The organism is Providencia sp. PROV197 (assembly GCF_028479625.1).
Classification (GTDB): domain Bacteria; phylum Pseudomonadota; class Gammaproteobacteria; order Enterobacterales; family Enterobacteriaceae; genus Providencia; species Providencia vermicola.
In genome coordinates, this window is sequence record NZ_JAMPNZ010000020.1 from 50,143 (window position 1) to 75,161 (window position 25,019).

Annotated in this window: 27 protein-coding genes; 3 read left to right on the plus strand and 24 right to left on the minus strand. The window is 39.6% G+C overall.

The features are described 5' to 3' along the window. Window positions 1-59 precede the first annotated feature (59 nt). The 5 genes from PR808_RS11330 to PR808_RS11350 all read right to left on the minus strand — a co-directional run bounded on the left by PR808_RS11330 (window position 60) and on the right by PR808_RS11350 (window position 5,442). Entirely contained in the window at window positions 60-1,043 is a 984-nt protein-coding gene (locus PR808_RS11330; protein ID WP_272539322.1) for a fimbrial protein, read from the minus strand. A 3-nt stretch (window positions 1,044-1,046) separates the two neighbouring features. Then, on the minus strand, window positions 1,047-1,772 hold the full coding sequence (locus PR808_RS11335) for a fimbrial biogenesis chaperone (protein WP_272539323.1): 726 nt from the start codon (window positions 1,770-1,772) through the stop codon (window positions 1,047-1,049). 6 nt (window positions 1,773-1,778) lie between these two features. Beyond that, the gene (locus PR808_RS11340) at window positions 1,779-4,259 is read right to left on the minus strand and encodes a fimbria/pilus outer membrane usher protein (RefSeq protein ID WP_272539324.1); all 2,481 of its coding nucleotides are present in this window, start codon (window positions 4,257-4,259) and stop codon (window positions 1,779-1,781) included. Between the two features lie 131 nt (window positions 4,260-4,390). Further along, the gene (locus PR808_RS11345) at window positions 4,391-4,924 is read right to left on the minus strand and encodes a fimbrial protein (protein WP_136135351.1); all 534 of its coding nucleotides are present in this window, start codon (window positions 4,922-4,924) and stop codon (window positions 4,391-4,393) included. Window positions 4,925-5,133: 209 nt separating this feature from the next. Then, complete coding sequence (locus PR808_RS11350; RefSeq protein WP_206083454.1) at window positions 5,134-5,442, minus strand: helix-turn-helix domain-containing protein; 309 nt, start codon at window positions 5,440-5,442, stop codon at window positions 5,134-5,136. A gap of 558 nt (window positions 5,443-6,000) precedes the next feature. Here PR808_RS11350 and PR808_RS11355 point away from each other — a divergent pair. Then, complete coding sequence (locus PR808_RS11355; RefSeq protein ID WP_206083453.1) at window positions 6,001-6,408, plus strand: DUF2628 domain-containing protein; 408 nt, start codon at window positions 6,001-6,003, stop codon at window positions 6,406-6,408. Between the two features lie 112 nt (window positions 6,409-6,520). Here the strand turns inward: PR808_RS11355 and PR808_RS11360 are convergent, their stop codons facing one another. After that, complete coding sequence (locus PR808_RS11360) at window positions 6,521-8,092, minus strand: AbgT family transporter (protein WP_272539325.1); 1,572 nt, start codon at window positions 8,090-8,092, stop codon at window positions 6,521-6,523. A gap of 455 nt (window positions 8,093-8,547) precedes the next feature. On the opposite strand from PR808_RS11360, the gene PR808_RS11365 reads away from it, so the two are divergent. Further along, a complete protein-coding gene (locus PR808_RS11365) occupies window positions 8,548-8,916 on the plus strand; it encodes a DUF1992 domain-containing protein (protein WP_206083451.1) in 369 nt (122 codons plus the stop codon). Between the two features lie 9 nt (window positions 8,917-8,925). Here the strand turns inward: PR808_RS11365 and PR808_RS11370 are convergent, their stop codons facing one another. From PR808_RS11370 to PR808_RS11455, 18 genes are all read right to left on the minus strand, one after another. Continuing rightward, window positions 8,926-9,627 (minus strand): AraC family transcriptional regulator, encoded by a 702-nt coding sequence (locus PR808_RS11370; protein WP_206083450.1) that lies wholly within the window; start codon window positions 9,625-9,627, stop codon window positions 8,926-8,928. Between the two features lie 254 nt (window positions 9,628-9,881). After that, a complete protein-coding gene (locus PR808_RS11375) occupies window positions 9,882-10,217 on the minus strand; it encodes a tRNA-binding protein (RefSeq protein WP_272539326.1) in 336 nt (111 codons plus the stop codon). A 193-nt stretch (window positions 10,218-10,410) separates the two neighbouring features. After that, the gene (locus PR808_RS11380) at window positions 10,411-10,737 is read right to left on the minus strand and encodes a DMT family transporter (protein WP_206083448.1); all 327 of its coding nucleotides are present in this window, start codon (window positions 10,735-10,737) and stop codon (window positions 10,411-10,413) included. Between the two features lie 21 nt (window positions 10,738-10,758). After that, window positions 10,759-11,184: a DMT family transporter gene (locus PR808_RS11385; RefSeq protein WP_206083447.1), complete on the minus strand. Its 426-nt coding sequence runs from the start codon at window positions 11,182-11,184 to the stop codon at window positions 10,759-10,761. Window positions 11,185-11,237: 53 nt separating this feature from the next. Further along, window positions 11,238-11,936: a hypothetical protein gene (locus PR808_RS11390; RefSeq protein ID WP_272539327.1), complete on the minus strand. Its 699-nt coding sequence runs from the start codon at window positions 11,934-11,936 to the stop codon at window positions 11,238-11,240. Between the two features lie 14 nt (window positions 11,937-11,950). After that, window positions 11,951-12,595, minus strand: a complete 645-nt coding sequence (locus tag PR808_RS11395) for a phosphate propanoyltransferase (protein WP_206083445.1) — start codon at window positions 12,593-12,595, stop codon at window positions 11,951-11,953. Further along, window positions 12,592-13,008: a BMC domain-containing protein gene (locus PR808_RS11400; RefSeq protein WP_272539328.1), complete on the minus strand. Its 417-nt coding sequence runs from the start codon at window positions 13,006-13,008 to the stop codon at window positions 12,592-12,594. Before PR808_RS11400 ends, PR808_RS11395 begins: the two co-directional genes overlap by 4 nt. A 13-nt stretch (window positions 13,009-13,021) precedes the next feature. Continuing rightward, window positions 13,022-13,972 (minus strand): choline TMA-lyase-activating enzyme, encoded by a 951-nt coding sequence (cutD, locus tag PR808_RS11405; protein WP_225818611.1) that lies wholly within the window; start codon window positions 13,970-13,972, stop codon window positions 13,022-13,024. Between the two features lie 77 nt (window positions 13,973-14,049). Further along, window positions 14,050-17,481, minus strand: a complete 3,432-nt coding sequence (gene cutC / locus PR808_RS11410) for a choline trimethylamine-lyase (protein WP_206083442.1) — start codon at window positions 17,479-17,481, stop codon at window positions 14,050-14,052. 59 nt (window positions 17,482-17,540) lie between these two features. Then, window positions 17,541-18,671: a 1-propanol dehydrogenase PduQ gene (locus PR808_RS11415; protein ID WP_272539329.1), complete on the minus strand. Its 1,131-nt coding sequence runs from the start codon at window positions 18,669-18,671 to the stop codon at window positions 17,541-17,543. 8 nt (window positions 18,672-18,679) lie between these two features. Continuing rightward, entirely contained in the window at window positions 18,680-18,937 is a 258-nt protein-coding gene (locus PR808_RS11420; protein WP_206083440.1) for a EutN/CcmL family microcompartment protein, read from the minus strand. A 26-nt stretch (window positions 18,938-18,963) separates the two neighbouring features. After that, window positions 18,964-20,577, minus strand: a complete 1,614-nt coding sequence (locus tag PR808_RS11425; RefSeq protein WP_272539330.1) for an acetaldehyde dehydrogenase (acetylating) — start codon at window positions 20,575-20,577, stop codon at window positions 18,964-18,966. 69 nt (window positions 20,578-20,646) lie between these two features. After that, window positions 20,647-20,925 (minus strand): BMC domain-containing protein, encoded by a 279-nt coding sequence (locus PR808_RS11430; protein ID WP_006658501.1) that lies wholly within the window; start codon window positions 20,923-20,925, stop codon window positions 20,647-20,649. A 14-nt stretch (window positions 20,926-20,939) separates the two neighbouring features. After that, window positions 20,940-21,224, minus strand: a complete 285-nt coding sequence (locus tag PR808_RS11435; protein ID WP_206083438.1) for a BMC domain-containing protein — start codon at window positions 21,222-21,224, stop codon at window positions 20,940-20,942. A 20-nt stretch (window positions 21,225-21,244) separates the two neighbouring features. Continuing rightward, a complete protein-coding gene (locus PR808_RS11440; RefSeq protein WP_004249182.1) occupies window positions 21,245-21,523 on the minus strand; it encodes a BMC domain-containing protein in 279 nt (92 codons plus the stop codon). Between the two features lie 616 nt (window positions 21,524-22,139). Further along, the gene (locus PR808_RS11445) at window positions 22,140-22,658 is read right to left on the minus strand and encodes a FidL-like protein (RefSeq protein WP_206083437.1); all 519 of its coding nucleotides are present in this window, start codon (window positions 22,656-22,658) and stop codon (window positions 22,140-22,142) included. Next, complete coding sequence (locus tag PR808_RS11450) at window positions 22,655-23,512, minus strand: transcriptional regulator (protein ID WP_272539331.1); 858 nt, start codon at window positions 23,510-23,512, stop codon at window positions 22,655-22,657. Before PR808_RS11450 ends, PR808_RS11445 begins: the two co-directional genes overlap by 4 nt. 58 nt (window positions 23,513-23,570) lie before the next feature. Next, entirely contained in the window at window positions 23,571-24,143 is a 573-nt protein-coding gene (locus PR808_RS11455; protein ID WP_206083798.1) for a TetR/AcrR family transcriptional regulator, read from the minus strand. 306 nt (window positions 24,144-24,449) lie between these two features. On the opposite strand from PR808_RS11455, the gene PR808_RS11460 reads away from it, so the two are divergent. Next, the gene (locus PR808_RS11460) at window positions 24,450-25,010 is read left to right on the plus strand and encodes an NADPH-dependent FMN reductase (RefSeq protein WP_272539332.1); all 561 of its coding nucleotides are present in this window, start codon (window positions 24,450-24,452) and stop codon (window positions 25,008-25,010) included. The last annotated feature ends 9 nt before the right edge of the window (window positions 25,011-25,019 follow it).

Consider the following 25,019-nt stretch of genomic DNA (forward strand, 5'->3'; position numbering starts at 1 on the left):
TCAGCATCAGAATATGTATATTCAATATAACACCATAGAAAAAATGTCAATTAACACTCTTAATATGAAACAACAACTCGAACTGTTTTAGAAAACGGACCTGAAGCGATGGTGCTGCCTGCAATCTTGCTTAATGTCGCAGTAAAAGGGACACTAATCGGTGATTGTGGCATGATTTCACCAATACTGTAACTTTCATTATAGTTAATATCAGTTGAATTACGGGTTAATAGCGTTTGTAATCCATTACCCATATCAAGATATTTTCCGCCTAGCACCGTATTATTATTTGGTTCAAAACGAACTGATATATTCAGCCCTGTTTCGCAGTCTTGTGGCACTGACATACCTAAATTAAAAGTTCGACTAACTACCTCTCCCGCATTCATTTGTTTTGGTGAAATAGTGCCAAAATTTACGCTTCCCCCATTAGAAGCCGTGATATTCACCGCAGGTGTAGGGCAAAGTAGGGTTAAATCCCCTTTAATTCGCACATAAGTTGGTCCGCCTAAATCCTTACCTAAATAATCCACATGAGTTCCTAATAAAAATAACCCAGTATCAAAAGGTTTAAGAGCATTAGCCCCCTTGTAAACATAGAAGTTATACATGAAAGCAATATTACGTGTAGTTCCTGTCTCTGGTTGACTCCAATACCCTAAATAAATATTTGGAACAGTTGGGTTGGTTATCGTTACTGGATTAGGAGATGAAATTACATTTTGTTGTGTCACACTGACACCACTATTAATCAACAATGTTTTAATTGCATTCGGCATTGTATTTTTAAAGTAAACTGCATTAGCTGTACTTGATGAGCCAGTAAACTCACATCTCACTGATACATATGAGCTCATTGCTGATGTCAATAAGGTACCATTTGGAATTGAAGTACTATTATTTGTAATATCAAAGGTTAATTCTTGTTCTATAGATGTAGCTCCAGAACTCGGTACACAATTATTAACCGCAGCTACTGACTGAAAACTTAGCAAAAATAAAAATAATATAGTGAATGTATTTATTTTGTTCAAAATTAACATAATTTACCTCTTATCCTTTTCATTTGACAAGGAACAAGTGGTATTACATGTATATTTCAATAAGTTTGGTGTTCCATAATCATCAATATAAGTCACAATCATTTTTGGTGATTTCACTTGTTTATCTGATAGTAAATATGTTGCATTGCTATTTGGCTTCACGACAATTTCTTTAAAATCAGGAACTTTAGATTCATTATCATTAACATTAATCACAACAATGTGATAGGGCGTCGGGTTAGTTAATTTTAATGATTTTCCCACTTTCTCCACTTTCAACTCTTTTTGCCAATCATTATTAGGGTATTTTTTCAATTCACTCGGACGATAAAATAATTTAAAACGTGATTGAATGACAATTTCAACTGCATTTTCTAACTTAGTTTTCGGCGGAATACCCAAGACATTAAAGTAAAATAATGACTCTTGGTTGCTCGGTATTTTCACATCATTTTTTGACAAACTAATTCTAACCTGCTTTTTTTGATTCGCTTCAACACGTTGTAATAAAGGCAAAGCAATCAGTGGTTCTGAAATTTTTTCGCCATTTTCATTCTCGATCCATGATTGAACTAAATAAGGATCTTTTTTATCAATATTTTCAATCACAACGCTAACACCTTTACTTGCTTCATCATAAATAACGCGAGTACGGTCAACAGAAATTGATGCATGTGTGTATGTGCTAATTAAAATTAAAGCACTCATTATTAATTTAAGTTTTTTCATAATTTTCTATTCTTTATTACAGGTTATATTTTTACTGGTTAAATGAGTTTGTTTACCTAGCATAATTCGACATGACTGGTCACCACTCCATTTAACTGTTAATTGTTGGTCTGGCTGGAAGCCAGTTAAATAAACTTGCCCTTCCTCTGCAATCATTCCCAATACATTTTTATTATCAGAGCCATAAACTAAAGCACCAAATGGAGGCGTATTGCCGTCAGGGAATTTAATTGCGACTAACGCTTTTTCACCCACTAATGTATTGAGCTTTGAATAACCAACCGCACCATCAGTTAAATTTGATTCAATCACGCTGTCATCAATGCTGACATTGTCTGGTACATTATTAAGATCAACATACTGGGTCGACCTATAATAGGTTGGAACATTACTAATTGCGGCTAAACCAAACCCATTCGTGACTGATTCATTTTTATTAATTGATACCCCTTTCGCTTTATCTGTATCAATAACCATACGAGCTTGGTTATCATAAACTCGTCGGTGTAAGACTGGGCCTTGGCTGGTAATGGTCAAAGAGCCATCTAGTGACCCACTTAATGTATGGTAGTCTTCGCCATAGGAACCCGTTAGTTGTGCAGTACCATATTGCGTATCACGATAAACGGATGCATTCATTGCCGCATTTTCAAAAAAGTCTTTACTTGATAAACCTAAACTAACGTTATTATCATTAATTTTAGAGTTGTAATTAATATTACTATTATATTTCTTATCAATATCATTATAAGAACTAAAGTATTGAATCCGTGAATTTCTTTCACCACCAAATGGGACGCTTAACGAAAGGTATGCTTGCTTAGAGCGTGTACCTTTTACGTAGCTACTTTCACCAATTGATAATGATAAAATCGCATTATTTATAAAACTTGTGTTTATGGTTTTATTAAACGATAAATTAAGAGTATTGTTATTTTTTGATTCTTTCCAATAACTTTCCCGTGAATAACTTAAACTTATATCTGCCTGTAAATCAGGGAGTTGTTGTGTAAAAGAAGTCGTAAATACATTTTTCTGCCGATAATGTGGCGTTAACGGAGTTTCTTTTAAGCTAATATAGTCATTCACTGACATAAAGCCTTCATTAGAAAATTGGTACCCTGTTAAATCCAATCGACTCGAATTTGAAAAACGTTTTGCATAATTAATACGGTAACTTTCACCAGTATGTAAAGCAACATCCTCTAGTTGGTTTCTCGACTGTGTAATATCAAAAGATACTGCACCAAAGCGTTCCATATTTACCCCAACACCTGCATTATAGGCATGGTATTCATCATTAGTGGTTGCGAAAACACCACCAAAAATAGACAAATTATTGAGGATCCCCCAAGAAGCTTCAGTTGATATAAAATCATCATTAATGTTTTTATATCCCATTGGGTCTAACCGACCTGCATTTAGTTTATATTGCACCATGCCTGGGCGTGTTAAAAATGGAATATTAGTCGAAGAAACTTGGTACTCACGTATAGAGCCGTCTTCCTCTGTAATTTTAACATCAAGAGCCCCCGATAAAGAGGAACTTAAGTTATCAATTGAAAAAGGCCCTGGTGCCACTTTCATTTGATTCAAGATACGTCCATTTTGCGAGATAGTAACCGTCGCATTACTTGTCGCGGTTCCAGTAACACTCGGTGCATACCCTCTTAGAGAAGTCGGTAACATGTTCTCATCAGTAAAGACACTAACACCGTTAAAACGTACAGAATCAAATACATTACTTACTGTATAATATTTACCCGCAAAAAATTTTGCGGATAAACTAGGTAAATCTGTAAATAAATAAGTTTGTACCCATTTAAAATTATCATTTTTATTATCATTAAAGTCTTTTTGGTATTGATAATTACTGCGGACACGCCAACGCCCTACATTCGCACCAACAGAACCGAATGAGCTAAAATTATTAATGTTTCGAGTATTCTTATATTTAATATAGTTTTCAACAAGGTTGTAATCCAAAACGAGTGCATTAACCCCAACTTCCCGCTGCATAGGCGGAACCCAATTTTCATCAGAGTACTGAAAATAAGCTTGAGGTATTGAAAGCATTAACTCTTGCTTTTCATCATCGAATCTAGCCTGAATGTTTTTATCCTGAGATGTAAGGTCATAACACTGACCATTTTCCCATGTAGGCACTTCTTTAATAAACTCTTCTTTTAACCCAATAACTTCTACTAAGTTTCTAGAAATACAAGGTTGTATATTTTCATCTTTTTTTAAAAAATTTATTTGATCAAAATAATTAATTCTTCGACCATTTACCGATACATTAGAAAAATAAGAACCTTCACTAATTTTATTTTTCTCAAATGCACTTAGATCTATATTAGTATTACCCAAAATAGATAATGCGTCTTCATTAAATTGAACAGAATCCGCATTAACATAGTAAGTGTAAAACAATAAACTAGATACTAAACTAGTCACTATGTTTTTATTAAAATTGTTCTTTTTCATTAGCCGCAATATTCTATAATGGATTTATTGAATTAACTCATATAACTGAAAATGCTGTGAAGCAATTGCTATACACAGCATAATCAGCAAATATAAGATTTATTATTTTTTTAATATTTTTATATTAATACTTATTGGTAATCTAAAACGTAAGCGACTGTAGATTTAACAGAACCGGCAGTAGCTGCACCTAATGCCTGCATACGAGCAGATAAATTAATAACATTTGTCCCTGCATTTAAGCTTTGCTCAACAGTATCATTTGTTTTTAAATTTGCTCCACTTGCATTTTGGAATAACACACCAACATTGGTAGCAGTACCAGTACTTGCCCATAAAGTGCCTGCTGCATCCATTTGGCCAGTGAATTTAACTGTTACTTTAGAATAATCAGTACCACTTGCAGTAGGGTCCAAAATACAATCCGTTAATTCTAATGTAAAATCAACATTTGGACCTTGTGAACCAGCTGTTTGTAATGATGCCGCTGGAACAGAACCTAATTGAACTTCTTTGTTAACAGAAGAAGGAGCAATAGTACAAGCACCAGTATTCACTGTACCATTAAATTCAATAGTACCACTTCCTACATCCGCAGCGAATGAAGTTGATGCAGCAGTGAATGTTAATGCGATAATTGAAGATGCTAATAGCGTCTTTTTCATTTTAAACCCTTATTTCATGATATTATTAATATATACTAAGGCAATACCTTAGTTGGTACACAGCCATACCAATAGTATTATTGATATAACTAGAATTCAGTTAACTTTATTCGTATCATTATTTTAATGACTTGAGATGTCCGATAACATGTGAAGTAATATAACCACTAACATGAACCGTAAATATAAGGAGATCCTTAAAACAAATACTAATCTTCATTTTTTTTATTTTTTGAATAAAAACCATGACTTAATAATGAATTATATTCAGAGATCCAATTTTTTGATTGCTCTAAATCTATATCTTCAAGGAAATAATGTACACTGACTTTAAGGAAGTCTGCAATCATAACTAATGAATCGATATCTATTCTATTAATACCTCGTTCATAACGAGAAAACTGTTGTTGACTAACATTCAAAGCCATTGCCACTTCAGTTCCCGTTAGTCCATACTCCCTTCTAAGCTTCTTTATTCTGCTCCCTACTATTTTGGCAATAGGATATCTAGCTGCCATTTTTATTTCCTTTCTGAAAAATACAAAGTAGATACTGAATAACATAAGAATAACTAACTGCGAGCAATACTAATTAAATAAAATAAAAATAACAAACTCACATACGAGTAATAAATAAAACTAAACATTAATTTTATTTATTAAAATCTCTGATTTTTGACTATTAATATATGATCCACACTTAATATAAGTAAGGTTTATGAAACATTATCTAGCGAACTCGTCATTTTTCGGGTAAACGCCATCATCAAATATGGTTACTTATCTCACATATCCTAAAAATACAGTTTTTTTATCTGATAAATCATCAATGCTAAATTTTGTTTATTAACTGAATGTTAACATTTACGTTTTAATGAAATTTTATATCGCCAAGTTTTGGTGAAACCTATGCTTATAAAATAAGATACCTTAAGACTATAAACTTTCTTAAGGTTTTATTGGGCTCTGAACTAAACATCTTAACTATTGTGATTATTCAGATTATTCATACCTCCATACTCTATATATTTCGTTATCATTTACATAATTTTTATTAGTTAATCACAAAGGGATAAAATGGAGCAAAAACAATATTCTGAGAAATGGCAGAAGCGCTTTAACTTTTTTGACACTCATGGAGCACCCGATACGCCAGAGTTTAAAGCCGCATTGAAAGCGGAGTCTTTCGGTGGACGCCTGCTCATTAGCATGAATTTCTTCGCCTTTTTCTTCGGTATTATTTATTTTTTGATTTTAGGATTATGGAAAAAAGGTTTAGTCCTACTGGGGATTTCTATTGGTTTAGGTCTGGTGCTCAATGTCATTGATTTTATGATTGGTGGTACGATTCCTAATGGAGCTTATACCGGCCTTTCCGTCGGGATTTCAGCTCTATGGGCGATGATTGCTAATTATGCTTATTATATAAAAGAAACCAAGGGACTTGATGGGTGGAATCCGTTCGAAGGGATCCGCATGGTATAGGTAAAATATTACCTGATAATTTATCGAATAAAAAAGTGGTTATAAAAGTGCCCCCAATAGTTGGACAACCAATTATTGGGGGTCTTTTTATGCCATAAAAGTTAAATAGTCATTAACTTCCTGGCGTAAAATAAATTGGGGAACCTGGGCCAACAGGAATACCTAATACAAATACCCAGACAATAAAGAACAATGACCAGCCTATCAGGAAGATAATCGAATATGGCAACATCATTGAAACCAATGTACCAATCCCCGCATCTTTCTTATATTTCACCACAATCGCCATAATCAGACCAAAGTAGCTCATCATCGGCGTAATAATATTGGTGACAGAATCCCCAATACGATATGCAGCTTGAATGGTTTCCGGTGCATAACCCGCTAACATCAACATTGGAACAAAAATTGGTGCGGTTACTGCCCATTGAGCTGATGCTGAGCCGATCATTAAATTAATAAATGCACAGATAAGAATAAAGCCAATAAACAGTACACCACCATGAAGATCAATACTATTTAAGAAATTGGCACCTTTAACTGCGATAACTTGCCCAATATTGGTCCAGCCAAAGAAGGCAACAAATTGTGCAGCAAAGAAAATAATGACGAGGTATAAACCTAGCGTACTCATCGCGCCCGCCATTGCATCAACAATATCTTTATCCGAACGCATAGTTTTTGCTATATAGCCATACACAATACCGGGAACAGCAAAGAAAACAAAAATAAAGACCACAATACCTTTTAAGAACGGTGAGTTACTGACTAAGCCAGTGTCTTGGTTACGTAATATTCCATTTTCTGGTACTACCATTAACGCTAAAATTGCAGCCAATCCCCAAAAAGTCACAGATGCCCAAAATAAGGCTTTTTTCTCTAACGGAGTAACATTTGCCGAGGCATAGAGGCTATTTTCATCCTCATCAACAGCACCACCCGTGTATGGGCCTAATTGTGGCTCAACAATTTTTTCAGTAATTAAATAACCTAAAATAGTAATTAAAAACGTACTCGCAAACATAAAGTACCAGTTTGCTTCTGCGCCCACGATATAAGTTGGGTCAATGATTTGTGCTGCTTGTTGAGTGATACCCGACAATAATGGGTCAACCGTACCTAATAATAAGTTTGCTGAATAACCACCGGAAACCCCAGCAAATGCGGCCGCAAGGCCTGCTAAAGGGTGGCGACCTAATGAATGAAAAATGATAGCTGCGAGCGGAATAAGTACCACATAACCTAACTCTGCCGCGGTATTTGACATGATCCCAGCAAACACGATCGCCATTGTGGTTAATTTTCGTGGGGCTTTGGTGACAACCAAACGCATGGCAGCGGAAAGTAAACCTGCTCGTTCAGCAATCCCTACCCCTAATAATGCGACTAGTACCGTTCCTAACGGTGCAAAGCCTGTAAAATTGGTGACGACATTCGCAATAATTTTTCGGATCCCTTCGGCATCCAATAAACTCACAATATGAATAATACCATCTTCTGCGCGCCCTTTTGCACCTTCTGGACGAGGGTCTGGCACACTTACACCGAAGTACTGACCAATTGCTGAGGAAACTAATAAAATCGCAATTAAAATAATAAATAAAATAACAGGATGTGGTAGAGCATTGCCTAGCCACTCAACCGTTCGTAAAAAACGGCTTCCCTCTTGCTTTTTTTGTTCCATATTTTCTCCTTATAAACAAGAAAAACGGACATTACACAATGTTTTTGCTTTTTGCTATTTACAAATAGATAATTCTAAATCAACAAAATTCATACAAATCAGACATAAAATTCAACATGATTAGGACTAACTCATTTTTATTAGCTATTAATATTATTAATTTAGCCAAAGAGGATAATTACAACCAAAATAATTTTGGTAAATTAATTTCGATAAGTGTGGTCAACATAACAATTTTCATATTATCTATGGCTTTTTTTCGTCATTTATCACTAATTAAATATCATTTTTTAGCAGTTTTATTTTATATAAATCGTAAAACCCTTATTTATAAACACTCGATAAAACCTTGCTTATAATTCGGAATAACAAGCTTAATAAAGAATAATCTGCCAATTTATTTATATTGATATAGAAGGTTATAATAGTAAAAAACAACTCATGGAGCCTCTATCATGTCAGTTATCGACCTTTGGGCTGAACGCCATATTCAAGAAGCGCTAAGTAGAGGTGAACTTTCAAATTTAGCTGGGGAAGGTAAAGCTTTGCAGCTTGAAGATGACAGCCTGGTTCCGCCTGAGCTAAGGGCTGGATATCGCTTATTAAAGAATTCGGGATATTTACCTGCTGAATTACAGCAAAGAAAAGACGCGCTAACACTGAGCCATCTACTTCAAGGACTGTCGGTTGATGACCCTAATTATGTCAATGTGAGCAAACAACTCGCGCTGCTTGAATTAAAATTAAGGCAAGCGGGGGTCAATACCGATTTTTTACAGGGTGAATATTCACAGTCAATTTCAACACATATTGGCAAAAACTGAGAGGTATCTCTAACGGGGTATTATCGCTTGAGTTCGATATTCAAGAGGGGTTTTGCCATAGTATTTCTTAAACGCATGGCTAAATGCAGAGTGTGAATCATAACCCACACAAAGGCCTATGGTTTCTATACTGCTATTTGTGAGCAATAAACTCCCCGCAGCTTCCATCCGCTTTTGTTGAATAAATTGCATCACCGTTAAGTGTGTTTCCGCTTTTACTTTTCTTTGTAACGTACTGACTGACATACAAAAAGCGAATGCCATATCTTCACAACTAATGGGCAAATGTAGCCGAGTCTCAATCCACTGAGAAACGGTATCAATCCACTGACTTTCGGGTTTTAATTGCGCCAACAGTAAACGTGCCACCGCAAAATTATTTTCAGGTGCTTGGGGAAAGCTTTGTAACCAATGAAGCAAACCAATTGCTGAAGGTGTCAGAGCAAATTGGGTCATTTTCTCGTCCAATGCCCACTGCGCCGTTGCAGGCATTTCCAAAACATAGTTTTTATTACCTTCTTGACCGCTAAACGCATGGCTCACACTTGGCGGGATCACGATACCCTTCCCTGCATCTAATTGAAAATGCTGCCGATGCATATTGATTTCCATTTGCCCTGACAACGACAATACGACTTGCCACTGCCCATCGTGTTGATGAGAAATGACCTCGTCAGAATATTGTCGAAAATGCAGTTCAGGTAATCGCAAAGGAAACACTCCTACTGATACAGATAATAGCAGTATAACCTTTTTACCTATAAATGGCAGTGATGCCAATATGTCATCACTTGAGAATTAAAATAAATATAACGAAAAGTTATATCAAATTGAATGCTCTATATAATTCGTTTTATCGCTAGGCAGCAAGCAAACGAGATCCTAGGAGCATACAAAAGTATGTGACTAGGGCGAGTGAGTGAAGCCAACAACGCGATAAAACGAAGTATGACGAGCATTGAGCATTAAGCGAGTAAAGCGCCGTTTGGGAGTGGTAAATTAAACTCGGCTAACACAATAGCGCCCTTTTCATCAGGAGCCCCTGTTATTAACACTTCAGATTTAACCCCTGCTATACGTTTTACTTCAAAGTTACAGACGCAGAGAATGCGCTTGCCGATTAGGCTTTCAGGGGTGTAATTCACGGTAATTTGTGCGCTAGAGCGTTTGATACCCAGCTCACCAAGATCAACTTCCATCACGTATGCGGGTTTCTTTGCTTTACTATTTAGCTCTGCACTAATAATGGTGCCAACACGCATTTCAACACGGGTAAAATCATCCCACTCAATAATTTGCATACTTCCATTCCTAAACTAAATCACTGTTGGTCACTAAATTAGCATAGGACAAGCCAAAGGCATTATCGTCAAACAATCATTTTATATTGAGAAAAAATCAGTGACCTCAGGTGATTTGCAAAAAAATAACCCTCAACAAAAAACAATTGAGGGCAAACAATGAATGAGATAAAGAGCAAAAATAAAACAAGACTTACATTGTTGAGAATGTATTCATAATTATCCCACCAGAGATAATTAACCCCATGGCAAATACCGCAGGAAAGTCTGGTTTTTGTTTATATAAAATCATAGAAACTAATGTCACACCAACAATACCAAATCCACACCATAATGAATAAGCTACACCTACAGGGATATACCCCATTGCACGAGTCAGTGCGAAATAACATAAACAATAGGCAATGATCACTAAAATAGAAGGCCCTAATTTGCTAAAACTATTGGTTTTTTTAATCATTGAGGTTCCAGTTATTTCAGAACCAATCGAAAGTGCTAGCCATAAAAATCCAGTAAACATAATTTTCCCCTTAAAATTTAATTAATGAACGGCTTTATTATTGGTGGATAATAATGACTCTTTCGTTTCTTTATTTGGCTCTTCTGTGTCTTCTTCATCTGCCCCCATTTTGGAGAACAGATTCATGATCACAATTCCACTTGCAATCACCGCCATACCGATCATTGCTGCAGTATCAGGATGTTGCCCATAGAACAGCATGCCAAGTGTAGATACCATAAGAATCCCAGTGCCTGACCATGTTGCATACGCTAAACCTACAGGGATATATTTAACAGCTCGAGAAAGTGAGTAATAACAAACAACATACAGTATAACAATCAGTGCTAATAATAAGGACTTTGTAGTCCCTTCGCTATTATCAAACATTTTCAATGTAGAGGTTGCTGAGGTTTCTGAAATAATAACCGCCAGCATCCAAAGCCATGATTTTGCTTTAGGGGACATAGATAATACTCCTACAATAAATAGAAAAATTAGATTTAATTAATTTTGATGTTTTATTTCTTTAAAGACTTTAAAGACTTTAAATAATCGACAGCTGAATCAGTTAATTTATTATTACTCGCAATATACCCTCCAGGGTCTTTCATTACTTCCTTTAAAGTAATATAGCGATTTTTTTGATAGTTATTTTTAGGTTTCAACTCTTGGTTAAAATCATTTATCAATAATTTACCTTCAATTTCATTTAGCGTATTAAACTCCACACCTAATGAAATAAGTTTCGACATATTTTCTTTAATAATATTATTGTATTTTTTATTTTTATCTAAACCTAAAATTTGGTTGAGTTCACTCTCTGGGCAGCAATGATGTTTTAATGCCAGCACAGGAATATTTTGTGCAAGCGCATGCAAAATCAGTTGGCTTTCTTCGCTGGTAAATAAGCCGTTTGCGACTTCACCAACCACCTTGGCATCAATAAAAGGTAAAAATACACAGTGGTAGTTTCTTAATGCATTTAGATGCAACGTATTTTTATCTAATATTGTTCCCAATGTTGCCCACTGTGCAAAATAAGGTGTTGCAGGCATTAATTGGGTGGCATAGAGCGAAAAAGAAACCGATAAAAATTGCGTTAACCGTTGGTAAATCGCCTGTTGGTAGCCTTCTACAGGGGATAACACCACAAGAACATGCGGGTTTAGTTGCCTTAATACCTGTTCAACTATCCGTTCAATCTGTTTTTCATTCACCTTGCCACCGTCCCTTAACCAACAATAAATACGCTGTCATTATTGCGCAGACCCGCTGCATTGGCTTCGTCAGTATCAATATGAAACTCAAGAGAAAAGCGCTCATCTACACGCACAACAACTTCATCAAATACTAAACGACGCTCACCTTCCGTACGAATATTGACCTTTTGTCCATTCACCACGTTTAATGCTCTGGCATCTATCGTATTCATATGAATATGTCGTTGTGCACAAATCACTTGAGATTCAAGGTTTGCATAACCAGCTGGGCCGATTAACAATGCACTACCTGAATCGGCTAAATCCCCTGATTCCCTCACGGGGGCTTTAATCCCTAAAGCAAAACAATCGGCCTTCGAAACCTCTAACTGGCTTTTTGGGCGCACAGGGCCTAACACTCTGACTTTGCTGATTGAGCCTTTTGGCCCAACAACCATTACACATTCCTTCGCCGCAAATTGCCCTGGCTGCTTGAGATCTTTAAACGGAGTGAGTTGATAACCTTGACCAAATAAGGCTTCGACATCCTGCTGCGAAAGGTGTACATGGCGATTAGATACCCCCACTGGGATTGCTATAGCAGATTGCATTCCATTCGCTGGGTTGTATGCTGAAAGACGAGACAAAATTTTGCCCATCAATTGCTCATTCATCATGATTTTTTACCTTTGCGCAGGTCATTTTTAGGCTCTTTAATACTATTTTCCGTCACCTCTGGTGCGGATTTTTCCTCAACCACAAGCTTTTCTTGCGGCTTTTCAGCTTGTTCGACACTTTTTTCTAACTCGCCCTTTTTACTTTTTACTGTTAATAATTTTGTAATTACACTTTCTTCAGGGCGTGCAATCACGAGTGAGCCTACGCATAATTGATTATCGCTGATCACCTCAATACCGTGATCAACGGCGGTGCGCACTGCGCTGATTTCCCCCTGAAAACAAACGGATACTAAGCCAGAGCCAATTTTACGATAGCCGACAATTTCTACACTGGCGGCCTTACACGCCGCATCAGCTGCCTGTATCGCGGATGTCAGTCCCCGCGTTTCAATAACACCTAAACTTTTCATCTGTCTCTCCTACTTAGTGACGAACCAGTCGAATATCAAAATCAAACTGTTTAAAGAACGCTTCCAATTGATCGAGTTCTTCTGCGCTATAGGTTGGGTCTTGTTTTACTGGATAAATCATGTCCAGTTTGTCGTATTTACCGCGTCCCAACTGGTGGTAAGGTAGAATATCGATACGTTTTACATTACCGCGTTTGGATAGCGCCATCGCGTATTCAATGGCCCCCGTGATTGCGTCATACGAATCGTTATACCCACGCACCAACGGCATCCTCACCACCACGTTTGCACCTAATTCAATAAGTCTTTCAAGGTTTTGGCGTACATTTTCGTTACCAATACCAAAGATACTTTTATGCTGTGCGCTATCGATGTGTTTGATGTCATACAAAAATAAATCGACGACTTGAGCGAGCTTTTCATAGTTAGCTAATGATGTTGTCCCTTGGGTCTCTACCGCGGTATTGATCATCATTTTTTTGCATTCACGCAGCAGTTCAACGGCGAAATCGGTTTGTAGACTCATTTCCCCACCACCGATCGTGACACCACCACCAGAAGAAATATAAAAATCATAGTCTTGCATGATGATTTCCATCATTTCGGCAACCGTGACATCTTTGCCCATAATGTCCAGCGCACCGCCAATGCACACCTCTTCACACTTACGACAACCAATACAATCAATGCTGCGATTAACACGGTGAATTTGTTCACCTTGCTCATTGGTTGTTTTGTAATGAATACCTGTTGGGCAAACATCGACACACTTACCGCAATTGACGCATTTATCATGGGAAAACATCACTTGAAACTGGCTGCTTAATCCCTCAGGGTTAGCACACCAGGGACAACGAATATTGCACCCTTTAAGAAAGATCAGCGTGCGTATACCATCACCGTCATAAATGGAATATTTTTGGATATTAAATATCCGACCTTTAATATCTGCAGCGCTCATCATCACACCTCAACACATTGAAAAATTTATCGTTTTTATTATGAAGTGGCAGGTATGTTGCCATACCTGCCGATATCGATTTAGAACTTCTCAATCACAGTACGGCTAATAATTTCATCTTGAACTTCTTTGCAGAGTTCGACGAAGTAAGCACTGTAACCTGCGACCCTAACGATTAAATCACGATATTTTTCAGGTTCTTGCTGCGCTTTTTTCAGCATTTCATTATCGACATAACTAAATTGCATTTGGCCATTTCCTAAAATAGAAGCTGTTCTTAGCAAGGTAATTAAGCCGTGGCGGCCTTCAGGCGTATCCAACAAGCCTTTTAAGAACTTAAAGTTATGCACCATGCCAATATTCATTGTTTCCACATTCATCTTGCTGATGGATTTAATGATGGCGGTTGGGCCTTGTTTATCCGCACCTTGCGTTGGACTGATACCATCTGATAATGGCATCCAAGCTAAACGTCCATTCGCACTCGCTGCGGTTAATTCCCCGATTGGAGTATTATTCGAAATCGATAAGGTTCCGTGGCTAAGTGTGGAATACAACATGTCGTATTTGCGGCACTCGCGCTCTGTCCACTCCGTAATATCCAGCGCATACTGGTCAACATAGTTGTCATCGTTACCAAATTTTGGCGCGTTCAAGCAGTCGCGGCGCAGTTCGTCATAGCCTTCAAAGTTAGCTAATAGGCCATCACGTACTTGTTCAAGGGTATAACGTTTGTCTTCATAAACCAGCTTACGAATGGCTGCCATTGAATCGACGTAGGTTGCAAGACCAGAGAAAATCAAACCTGGACCGTGGTTAATCATCGCACCACCTGCGGCAACGTCTTTCCCTTTTTCCATACAGCCTTCCACCAGCAAAGACATTAATGGTTTTGGTGCAACATCACGGTGTACTCGTTGGCTGATCACCGTACCGACCGCGGATAATCGGACGATATGAGCGATTTGTTGTTTCACTGCGCGGTCAAAATCTTCAAAAGTTCTCAAGTCACGCAGTTCACCTGTATCTAAGCCTTGGTAACTATCAAACAGCACCATGCGCCCACGATTTAAGACAAACTCAATCGCGATTGGCCATTGGGTGTAACCTGTTGAAGTCCATTGATAAATTCGGCCTGATTTTTGAGGTTCAACGCAACCCATCAAGCAATAATCACGCGCATCTTCAAAGTCAAAACCTTTACGTAACATCATTTTGATGTGGGAGTCATCGAAGTGGCAGGCAGGGAAGCCCATACCAGCTTTAACAACATCGACAATTTTTTCCATGTACTTTTGTGGTGATTGGTTATGGATACGGCAAGCCAGTGATGGCTGGTACACCTTAACGAAACGCACCGCATCCATAATTAAATAAGTTAGGTCATTACACGCATCGCCCCCCGAGCGTTTTTGCCCGCCTACTGTTAAGTTGATAAACGGCTGGTAACCCGCAAAATATTTCGCGCCTAACTCACTGGACATCCACATTAATTCAGCACATTTGATGATAAACGCCTGCATCATTTCCAGCGCTTGGTCTTGTGTTAAACGGCCTGTTTTGATGTCGTTTTCATACATTGGCAGGCAATATTGATCGAGGCGCCCTAAAGACAAACCCGTTTGGTTTTCTTCGATTTCAAACAGGGATTCTACTGTCCAAATGCTTTGTAGGGCTTCTTGCAAGGTCACAGGCGGATTTGCTGGCACGTTTTCATTTACTTGTGCGATAGTCAATAACTCTTCACGGCGTTTTGAGTCTGTTTCTTTTGCGGCTAACTCACGAGCATGTTCTGCAATACGGTGCGCGTAAGACACAACACCTTCACAAGTTTCAATAGAGGCTTTGTAGAAATAGATACGGTCGATATCCTCTGGGTTTTCCATGCTAAGCTCAGCCAGTTTCGCCTGTGCATCCGCTTTGATCCCATTCATGCCTTTGGTGAATAACAAGACATCGTAGCCTGGGCATGTATCACCCCCACCGTTGATTTGGTGGTAAGACAAATCACTGACAAACGTTTCGCCACTAAACTCCCACACACCCGCTTCACGGTATTGTGCTTCACAGATTTCATCTAATGAACGGCCTTCCCAGAACGGTGCAATGTCTTCACGAATGACTTTTTTGTCTTCTTCAGAGATAACAAATGGGTCTTGTGGGCGTGTGCTCATGGTGTCGAGCTCTTCAACCACCCAGCGCCATGCGATATCTGGGGAGAATGCACCAGCACGTGGCTTACCACACGGATGCCCAACAATTAATTCTTCTGGTTGGATTAAGATTGGTGCGGTTTCACATGCGCGACGGAATGCTTTTGCACGCAGTAAAATCGGCGGTAAACCTGGGTTATTTTTGACAACGTCAGTAAAGGCTAAAGCACGGTAGATAGAAACACTTGGGCGCGCTTCTAAATAGCGGTTACGCAGGCGTTGTAAACGCGGGGTCAGCCCTTCCATTACTTTAAATTCTGTCTCAGCTTGTGCAGACGGTGCAACATAGCTGGCATTCGGCGCAGAATATTGCGGTTGCGTGCTTGCTTGGCCGCAATATAAGCGGACTTTTAACCCATTATTGACGGCCATGATATTTTCATGAGCCGATAACATCATGGCGGATAATTCATTAATGCATACGTGAGGGTCGGTTAAATATACGCCACCTTTTAATGCATCAAACATTGGGTAGCCATCCACCACTTTTGTCGAACGCACTTCAGAAAGCTCAGCCAATTTCAGCCATAAACTTTCAACCACTTCATACGCTTGGGCTGGTGTTAAACGGCCTTGCTCGATGTCCCGTTGGTAGAACGGATAAACCGCTTTGTCGAAGCCCATTGGGTTAACCGCGTAACTGCCATTTTCCAGATGTAAAATAAGCTGCAATAAATAGAATGCTTGGCAAGCTTCTTTAAAGGTTTGTGCAGGTTTGGCAGGAACATTACGTAAAATCGCCGCGCTTTCTTGCAGTTCTAAACGGCGATATTGGTTTGATTCCACCGCTGCCATACTTTCCGCTTTTGACGCGAGGGATTGTGCAAAATGAATTGCTGCATCACATGCATAAATTGCAGCGCGGCAATTATTTGCCTCATCAATACTATTACGACTGACTGCACTACCGATGTTTCTGACTCGGTTTTCCAATTGGGATTTAATTTCTAAAAAACCGATGTTCAGTACCGCTAAATAGTCAGGGGCATCAACGGTGCTGTCCCCTGCTAAGAAGGTGTAAATACTGTTGCTGTGAATTTCGTTTTCAGTGAAGAAAATCGCGCCACGCGGTGTGGACGATTGACTACCAATAATCAATTCATCTTGCGCAATAAACGCAGGGAAATGACGGATAAATTCATAAAAACGTTGAGCAGGTTTTATTGCCTGCGGTGCACCCGAAAGTTGGTTTTCCAGTGCTTCTAAAATGTTGGCACGTTCAGTAATAATTGAGCTATTGCGGGCACTTAAGCGTTCAGCCAGCATTTTTACGCGTGGGGTCAGAGCATATTTAGTCATGTTAGCCTATCCTGATGTTCGTTCTAGTTTGTTGTTCATCACCTAACAGCTTGCGGCTGTTAAAAAGATTGCCGATATAGCGTTTCAAGTTGCACTTGGTTCACATCCCGTGGATTGGTCGGAGTGCAACTATCACGCAGTGCTTGCCCCACCATTTCCCCTAAACGGGCGTTAAAATCGGTTTCATTAATGCCTGTGGCTTGAATGCCTTTTGGCATATTCATTTCATCTTTCAATACGTTGATTGCCATAATTAAGCTTTCAACGCCTTCACGTATTGTTGAAGAGGGTAAATTCAAGTTTTTCGCGAGATGAGCGTAACGTTTTGCGGCTTCGCTATCACAACGCCCTTCTAACTCGGCATTAAATGCCACCACATGTGCCATCAATAGCGCATTGGCTCGGCCGTGTGGAATGTGGAATACACCGCCTAATGCGTGGGCTAAACTGTGCGTGATCCCAAGGGAAGCATTAGTAAATGCCATTCCTGCGATGCAAGAGGCGTTATGCATTTTTTCGCGAGCAAGCAAATTGCCACCTTCGCGGTAGCAGTCAATTAAGTGACCGAAAACCAGCTGCACCGCTTTTTCCGCTAGCGCATCAGAAAAATCAGATGCAGTGCGGGAAACATACGCTTCTAATGCATGGCAAAGCACATCCATCCCTGTATCTGCGGTAATCGACGCAGGCACGGATTTCACGAGAACAGGGTCGAGGATCGCCACATCGGGCAACATAAACTCATCCACTAGCACCAGTTTTTCAGAGTGGGACTTAATCACTGAAAATGAGGTAACTTCAGAGCCTGTGCCGCTGGTTGTTGGGATTGCAATAAACTGCGGTTTTGCCCGATTGGCGTCGCTTTTCGTGTGCCATAAGGAGTAAATAATCGCTTTCGCCGCATCAATCACTGAGCCGCCACCCAGTGCAATCACCACATCGGGATATTGCACGTCCATGACTTTCATGCCTTTTACGATGGCTGAAATATCAGGGTCTGGCAGGACATCGTCATACATTGAAAACGCAATGCCTGAGTGTGTTAACCGACGAGTGACTTCCTCTGCTAAGCCAAATTTCACCATGGCTTTATCGGTCACGATAAAAACCTGCTGAGCTTGCATTTGTGAGATAAAATCCAGTGCATTAGCACCAAATTGAACTCGCGGTTTAATGAGAAACTGGTTCATGCTGTTGTTTACTCCTTGGTATAAACCTTTTCAACAATGGCAACCACTGACATGGCTTTGTATTTGTCTTTGTTCAACGCGAAGTACTCTTCAGCTAACACAATGTCGTTGATACCTGCACCGACGCTGTCTACCGCCACATACGTTCGGTCTTTCAACGGTTCAAGATCATCCCCCAGCGCAGCGACCATCAATAAGTTGCTTCCGCTAAGTTCTTGGCATTTCTGCGTTGCGACAACATGTCCGATTACTTTTGCCAAAATCATGGTTTATACCGCCTTATTTCAATGAATTACTTATTTAGGCGACCGAGAACGGCCTTAATGATTTGCTCAACATTTTCTTCGGTGATATCACCTTGTGAAACAACAGCTTGCGTAATTTCCGCCGTGCTAAAACGGTTGTCTGCTACATGAGAAATAGGTGCAGAAGCCGTCACTGGCTGACGAAAACGGTCATCATCTAAAATACTGATTTGCGATTGATTCACTGTGGTTGAAGCCGCAGGCTGAGCAACTGGGCACGGCTGTGCTGGCTGCCTTAAATCATCAATAGAACGCACGCCATAACCCACTTTACGAATGTTCAGTAAGTTCATTGGCCCGACGTTATCTGAGCTCGAACCGCCACCGATTGCACCGCAACCTAAGGTTAATGCTGGCGTAATATTGGTTGTTGCTCCAATGCCCCCCAGTGCCGCAGGTGTATTAATCAAAATACGGTTAACGGGTTTCTCAAGGGAGAATTGACGAATGACATCTTCGTTTTGGGTGTGGATCACCAATGTGTGGCCTAAGCCTTCATTAGTCAGCAAATCCACCACACGATGGCAAGCAGATTGCCAATCTTCTTCGATATACATCCCTAAGATTGGGCAAAGTTTTTCACGCGAATAGGGGTTTTTCGGTGAAACGGTGTCTTGTAAGGCAATAAGCACACGCGTATTGGCAGGTACGCTAAACCCTGCACGCTGGCTCAAGGTAATGGCATCTTTCCCAACCACTTCAGGGTTGATGGTGCCATTTGCCCGCAATAACATTGACGCCATACGCTTCGCTTCGTCTTCATTCATAAAGTAAGCGCCTTGCGCTAACAGCTCGCGGTGCACTTCGTTATAAATACAACGTTCGACGATAATTGATTGCTCTGACGCACAAATCACCCCGTTATCAAACGTTTTACTGGTGATAATGTCATTCACGGCTTGTTTGATATTGGCGCTGCGCTCAATAAAGGCAGGGCCATTACCCGGACCGCCACTGATTGTTGGCGTACCCGATGCATACGCTGCACGCACCATGCCCTCCCCGCCAGTCGCTAAAATTAAGGAAACATCTTTGCTGTGCATCAGCTCTTTGGTCGCTTCAAGGGTCAACATTGTGACACCATCAACGATCCCTGCGGGTGCGCCAGCCTCTAATGCCGCTTTTTTAACAATGTCTAACGTACGGAAACTACAGGCTTTGGCATTAGGATGCGGGGAGAAGACAATGGCGTTACCTGCTTTTAAGGCAATCAACGTTTTGTAGATGATGGTCGATGTTGGGTTTGTCGATGGCACCAATGCCGTGATCACCCCTAACGGAACGCCTACATCCATGACTTTGTTGATTTTGTCATCATTAATGATGCCAACGGTTTTGAGATCTTTAATGTGTTCATAGACACGCATTGAAGCAAAGGTATTTTTCAAGACTTTGTCTTGCCACTTACCAAAACCTGTCTCTTCATTGGCCATTTTCGCCAGCTCTTCAGCGTGAAGAGCTGATTCAATCGCGATGTGTTTAACGATACTGTCGATTTTTTCCTGCGAAAAAGTCGCGAATACTTTCTGCGCTTGTTTCGCGTTTCTAACTAGCTCTCTTGCCAGTTGTCTGGATTGCAGATCTTTATCTAATGCAACCATGTCTTCCCCCGTATCGGAGCCAAAATTAACTAATTAACTTGTTGTTTTATTTACTTATCAGCCAACAGCTTAGGCTTTATGTTGCTGCGCAATTTTGCCGATATCGTTATGTGGTCTTGCGATAACGCGTGATGTCACTACGGTGCCAACACGTTTTGCGGCTTCAACACCAGATTCCACCGCTGCGTTAACTGCACCGACGTCGCCTTTCACCATGGCAGTCACTAACCCTGAACCGACATTTTCATAACCAATCAGTTCGACGTTGGCTGCTTTACACATGGCATCAGCGGCTTCAATACAGGCCACTAAACCTTTAGTTTCAATTAGTCCAAGTGCTTCTTTCATAAGTAATTTCCTTTTTATTCCGAGACTTTATACTGGGCGACGATTTTCTGAATATCGCTGTGAGGACGAGCAATAACCAGAGATGTCACAACAGTGCCAACGCGAGAAGCCGATTCAACACCTGAATCAACCGCTGCTTTTACCGCACCGACATCCCCCTTCACCATTGCCGTCACTAAACCTGACCCAACATTTTCATAACCAATCAGCACAACATTTGCGGCTTTACACATCGAGTCAGCCGCTTCAATACATGCCACTAACCCTTGAGTTTCGATAAGACCTAATGCGTCACCCATGTTTTTTCCTCCGGAAAAAGTTATGCCTTATGTTTAATCACAATTTTGTTGATATCGTTATGTGGACGCGCAATGACCAGTGATGTCACGACTTCACCAACACGCTGAGCAGATTCAACACCTGAGTCAACCGCCGCCTTGACTGCACCAACGTCGCCTTTAACCATTGCGGTGACGAGACCTGAACCCACATTTTCATAACCGATTAGCTCAACGTTTGCGGCTTTACACATTGCATCCGCCGCTTCGATGCAAGCCACCAAACCTTTAGTTTCGATAAGACCTAATGCATCACCCATTGTTGTTTCCTCCGAGAAGCCTTCTTCATTTTTCTTTACCGCGCTCTTTAAGTTGATGTGTCCGAATACATGTTTCTTGAAGAACCGAGGTAATCATTTACGCCAACAGTGTCTGCGCGGTGATTAATTGAACGCAGCCTTTGGCTTCAAATTCACTATAGAGGTGAAAAATAAAAACAAAATATAAATCCACAACATGAAGATACTTAGAATATTTAACTAAAAATTAGATTTATTAGACCCTAAATTCACACATCAATGCTGAAAAAACGAAAAATTCACGCATCTGTCTGGTGAATAAAAAACACGAAAAATAGATTACGGATTAATCAGGTAGGATTGTTAACAGGATATTATTAAGCTGATACCAAGGGGTAATTTACACAATGATAACTGTGGGGTGGCTCACTGGCTTATAAGCTTTACTCGCAAATAAAGAAGCTCTTTTATATTAAGGTACTCAGGAAAGTATGCTTATCTGAGGCAAGCAGTTCACACTAAGAAGCCTATGAATAACACTGAAGATGTAAGCCATTTCAAAGACAGTTAAAGACGGTTAGAACGGGAAAACACACAAAATGATAGGCCAACTTGAATGCCCTAGGTCTGTATTTTGTTAGTCAAATTTACTGCCAGGTTTTAATGTGCAGATATAAAGAGGAGAGTTAATTGAACTTAATAACAACGCTTTATCATTCAACTTTTGGGCATTAAGAAATAAGCCATCATGGCTATCTGACATTTCTCGCATAAAGTAGTCAAAAATCACATCGGGGGATTCATCAATGGAAGAGGCGCTCGATTCCCATTGGCTAATATTATAATGGCGTTCCGTTGGGGAAACCCGTTTGGTCGTATAATTAAATTTCACATAGCGCTGTAAATACAGCCACCCTGCTTTAGAGTCTGTATAGCCTTCAACAACAATAGACCCTTTTCCATTCGCACCAAAATTGAAATGAATATTGCCATTAACGTTTTCATCTTTCATATTTTCAAAGCGCATGATGCCTTTGGTAGAACACACCATTAATCCATCTTGTTTATTGGAAAATAAAACCGATTGTGTGTAAATCACCACCATAATAAACAGCAAAGCACTCAGTAAACATAATACTTTCCCAGATATTTTCATGATGGCTTCCAAGAATAATAGAAATAGTTATCGCAATAGCTAAAAGGATTGTCTTCATTTACGGCACAGTGGGCTAAAAACACGCGGCCTAATCCATTAGTTTGTAATTTATCCCCATAAAAGAAAACAAATCGCTCTTTTTCTACACAGGCAAGATTTAAGTTATTTCTCACCTTGTCAAAATTTTGCACATAATTTTGTGCGACGGTGCCATTAATCATTTTTTCATTTGAAAGCACATCGCAGTTAGCATGCTCCAGCACCGTCATATTAATCGGTTGAGATGGTTGATTTGATAAATAAGCCATAATTAATAACAAGATAGAGCACAGCAAAAATGCACCACTGGCGAAATACCAACACATTTCTTTTTTTGCCTTTGTTAATGGCTCAGGGCTTTTAACGGGGGATATTGAGATTGTTTCTGGTTCAATTAAAGAGGGGGCAATAATGGGTGATAACACAACTTCAGTGGCATCTATCTCACTCAAGTTTTTAATAAATTCAGCAGGGTGCATTTTAGCATCATTCAAACGTTCTAGCGTCACTTCTGAATTAAATTCCAATCTCCCTCTGGCCACCGTGATAATGATATTTTCAATACCATACTGGCGAAATGCTTTTCTTAATAAACTCAAATATTGGTTTAAATTACTGTTGGATGAAACTAATCCATTATCATCCCACACTGCTTTTAATACATCATCACGGGATACCACACCCCTATTTTGGATAAAATAATAAAGCAGTGCATTGGCGGTAATAGACAATTGCGTATCCACCTCGTCTTCTTTCAAAGACAAAGTGCCATCGACTGCATCATATATAATGAAGGCATTGATTTTATATTTCATTGGCGCCCCATGTTTTTATTATATTAATGACGGTATTTTCGGTGTTTACTTATCCATATTAAGGTAGCTTTTCAAACGATATCGCCGTTAAACGACTCACAATGGCATCACGCTCTTGTTTTGATAACGTTTCACCCTCTGTTAATGATGACAACCACAAGCCGTCTGCGCCATAACGCACTAGCGCCCCTAAATAGCTGTTATCGAACGAGTCACCTTTTGCTAAATGACCCAGCACCCAATTACGCCAACATTTGCGCAATACAGGCTCATTTGGCATGGCCAACGACAATAACGCGAGCTGAAAACTTTCATCTGATTCTTTAAGCTCGCCAATATAGTGCAAATATGCACGGGAAAAACGCCCATAAGTATTGATGTCATTTTCCATAATGAAACTAATACGCTCATCCATAATGCTCAGTAATTGCAAAAATAGCGCATGGATAAGATCTTGCTTGCTTGGGAAATGATGCATCAGCCCCCCTTTGCTGACACCCGCTTCCCGTGCAACCGCATTAAGGGATAATGCAGAAATGCCGTCCCTACCCGCAATTATGCGAGCCGCTTTTAATAACTCCACTTGAAGTTTGACGGGATCTTTTTTTCTGTGCTGCGCTGTTTTGTTCATGTAATGGATGATACCGACCAGTCGGTATGTTTCATTTTGACCCAAATCAAGTAACCCTGTTTTGTTCAAGGTTAAATCAAAATAGTGGAATGGGACTCACAATATCCATTTTAGATAGGCTATAACCCCGTAATTAATTGATAATTTAAAATTATTTTGCATCCCTGCTTTGGCTAGTTTCAAATTTAACTTAGTTTTGCGCCAATTCGGATTATGATGTTTAATAATGGATGTAAAATAAAATTCTGACAAAGTACAAATTATTTGTCACATTCGTCACTAACCGTCGATAGAAGAGGTTTTACCATGTCAAAACAATATAATATTGGTGTTATTGTGGGTAGCTTACGTGCGGATTCTTATAATTTAACCGTCGCTAAAGCCATCATTAAGTTATTCCCTGCAAATTTTTCATTCAAATTTATCAACATTGGCGACCTTCCTCTCTACAATCAAGATGCTGACCAAAATGTGCCTTCTGTTGTCGCCAATTTTAAATCTCAAATTAAAGCCTGTGACGGCATTATTTTTGCCACCCCTGAATATAACCGCTCTATTCCTGGTGTATTAAAAAATGCCATTGACCAAGGCTCTCGCCCTTGGGGAGATAACTCGTGGAATGCAATTCCTGCGGGGGTTTTAGGTGTTTCCATCGGTAATATCAGCACGGCAATTGCCCAACAACACCTGCGCAACAGCCTTGCCTTTTTGAATATGCCAACCATGAACCAACCTGAATGTTACCTGAAATGGTATGACGGTATGGTGGATGAGCAAGGCAATATTTCACCGAAAAGCAAAGATTTCTTACAACCGTGGGCGGATACCTTTGCTCAGTTTGTTGCCCATAACGCTGTGAGTAAATAAGTTATCGCG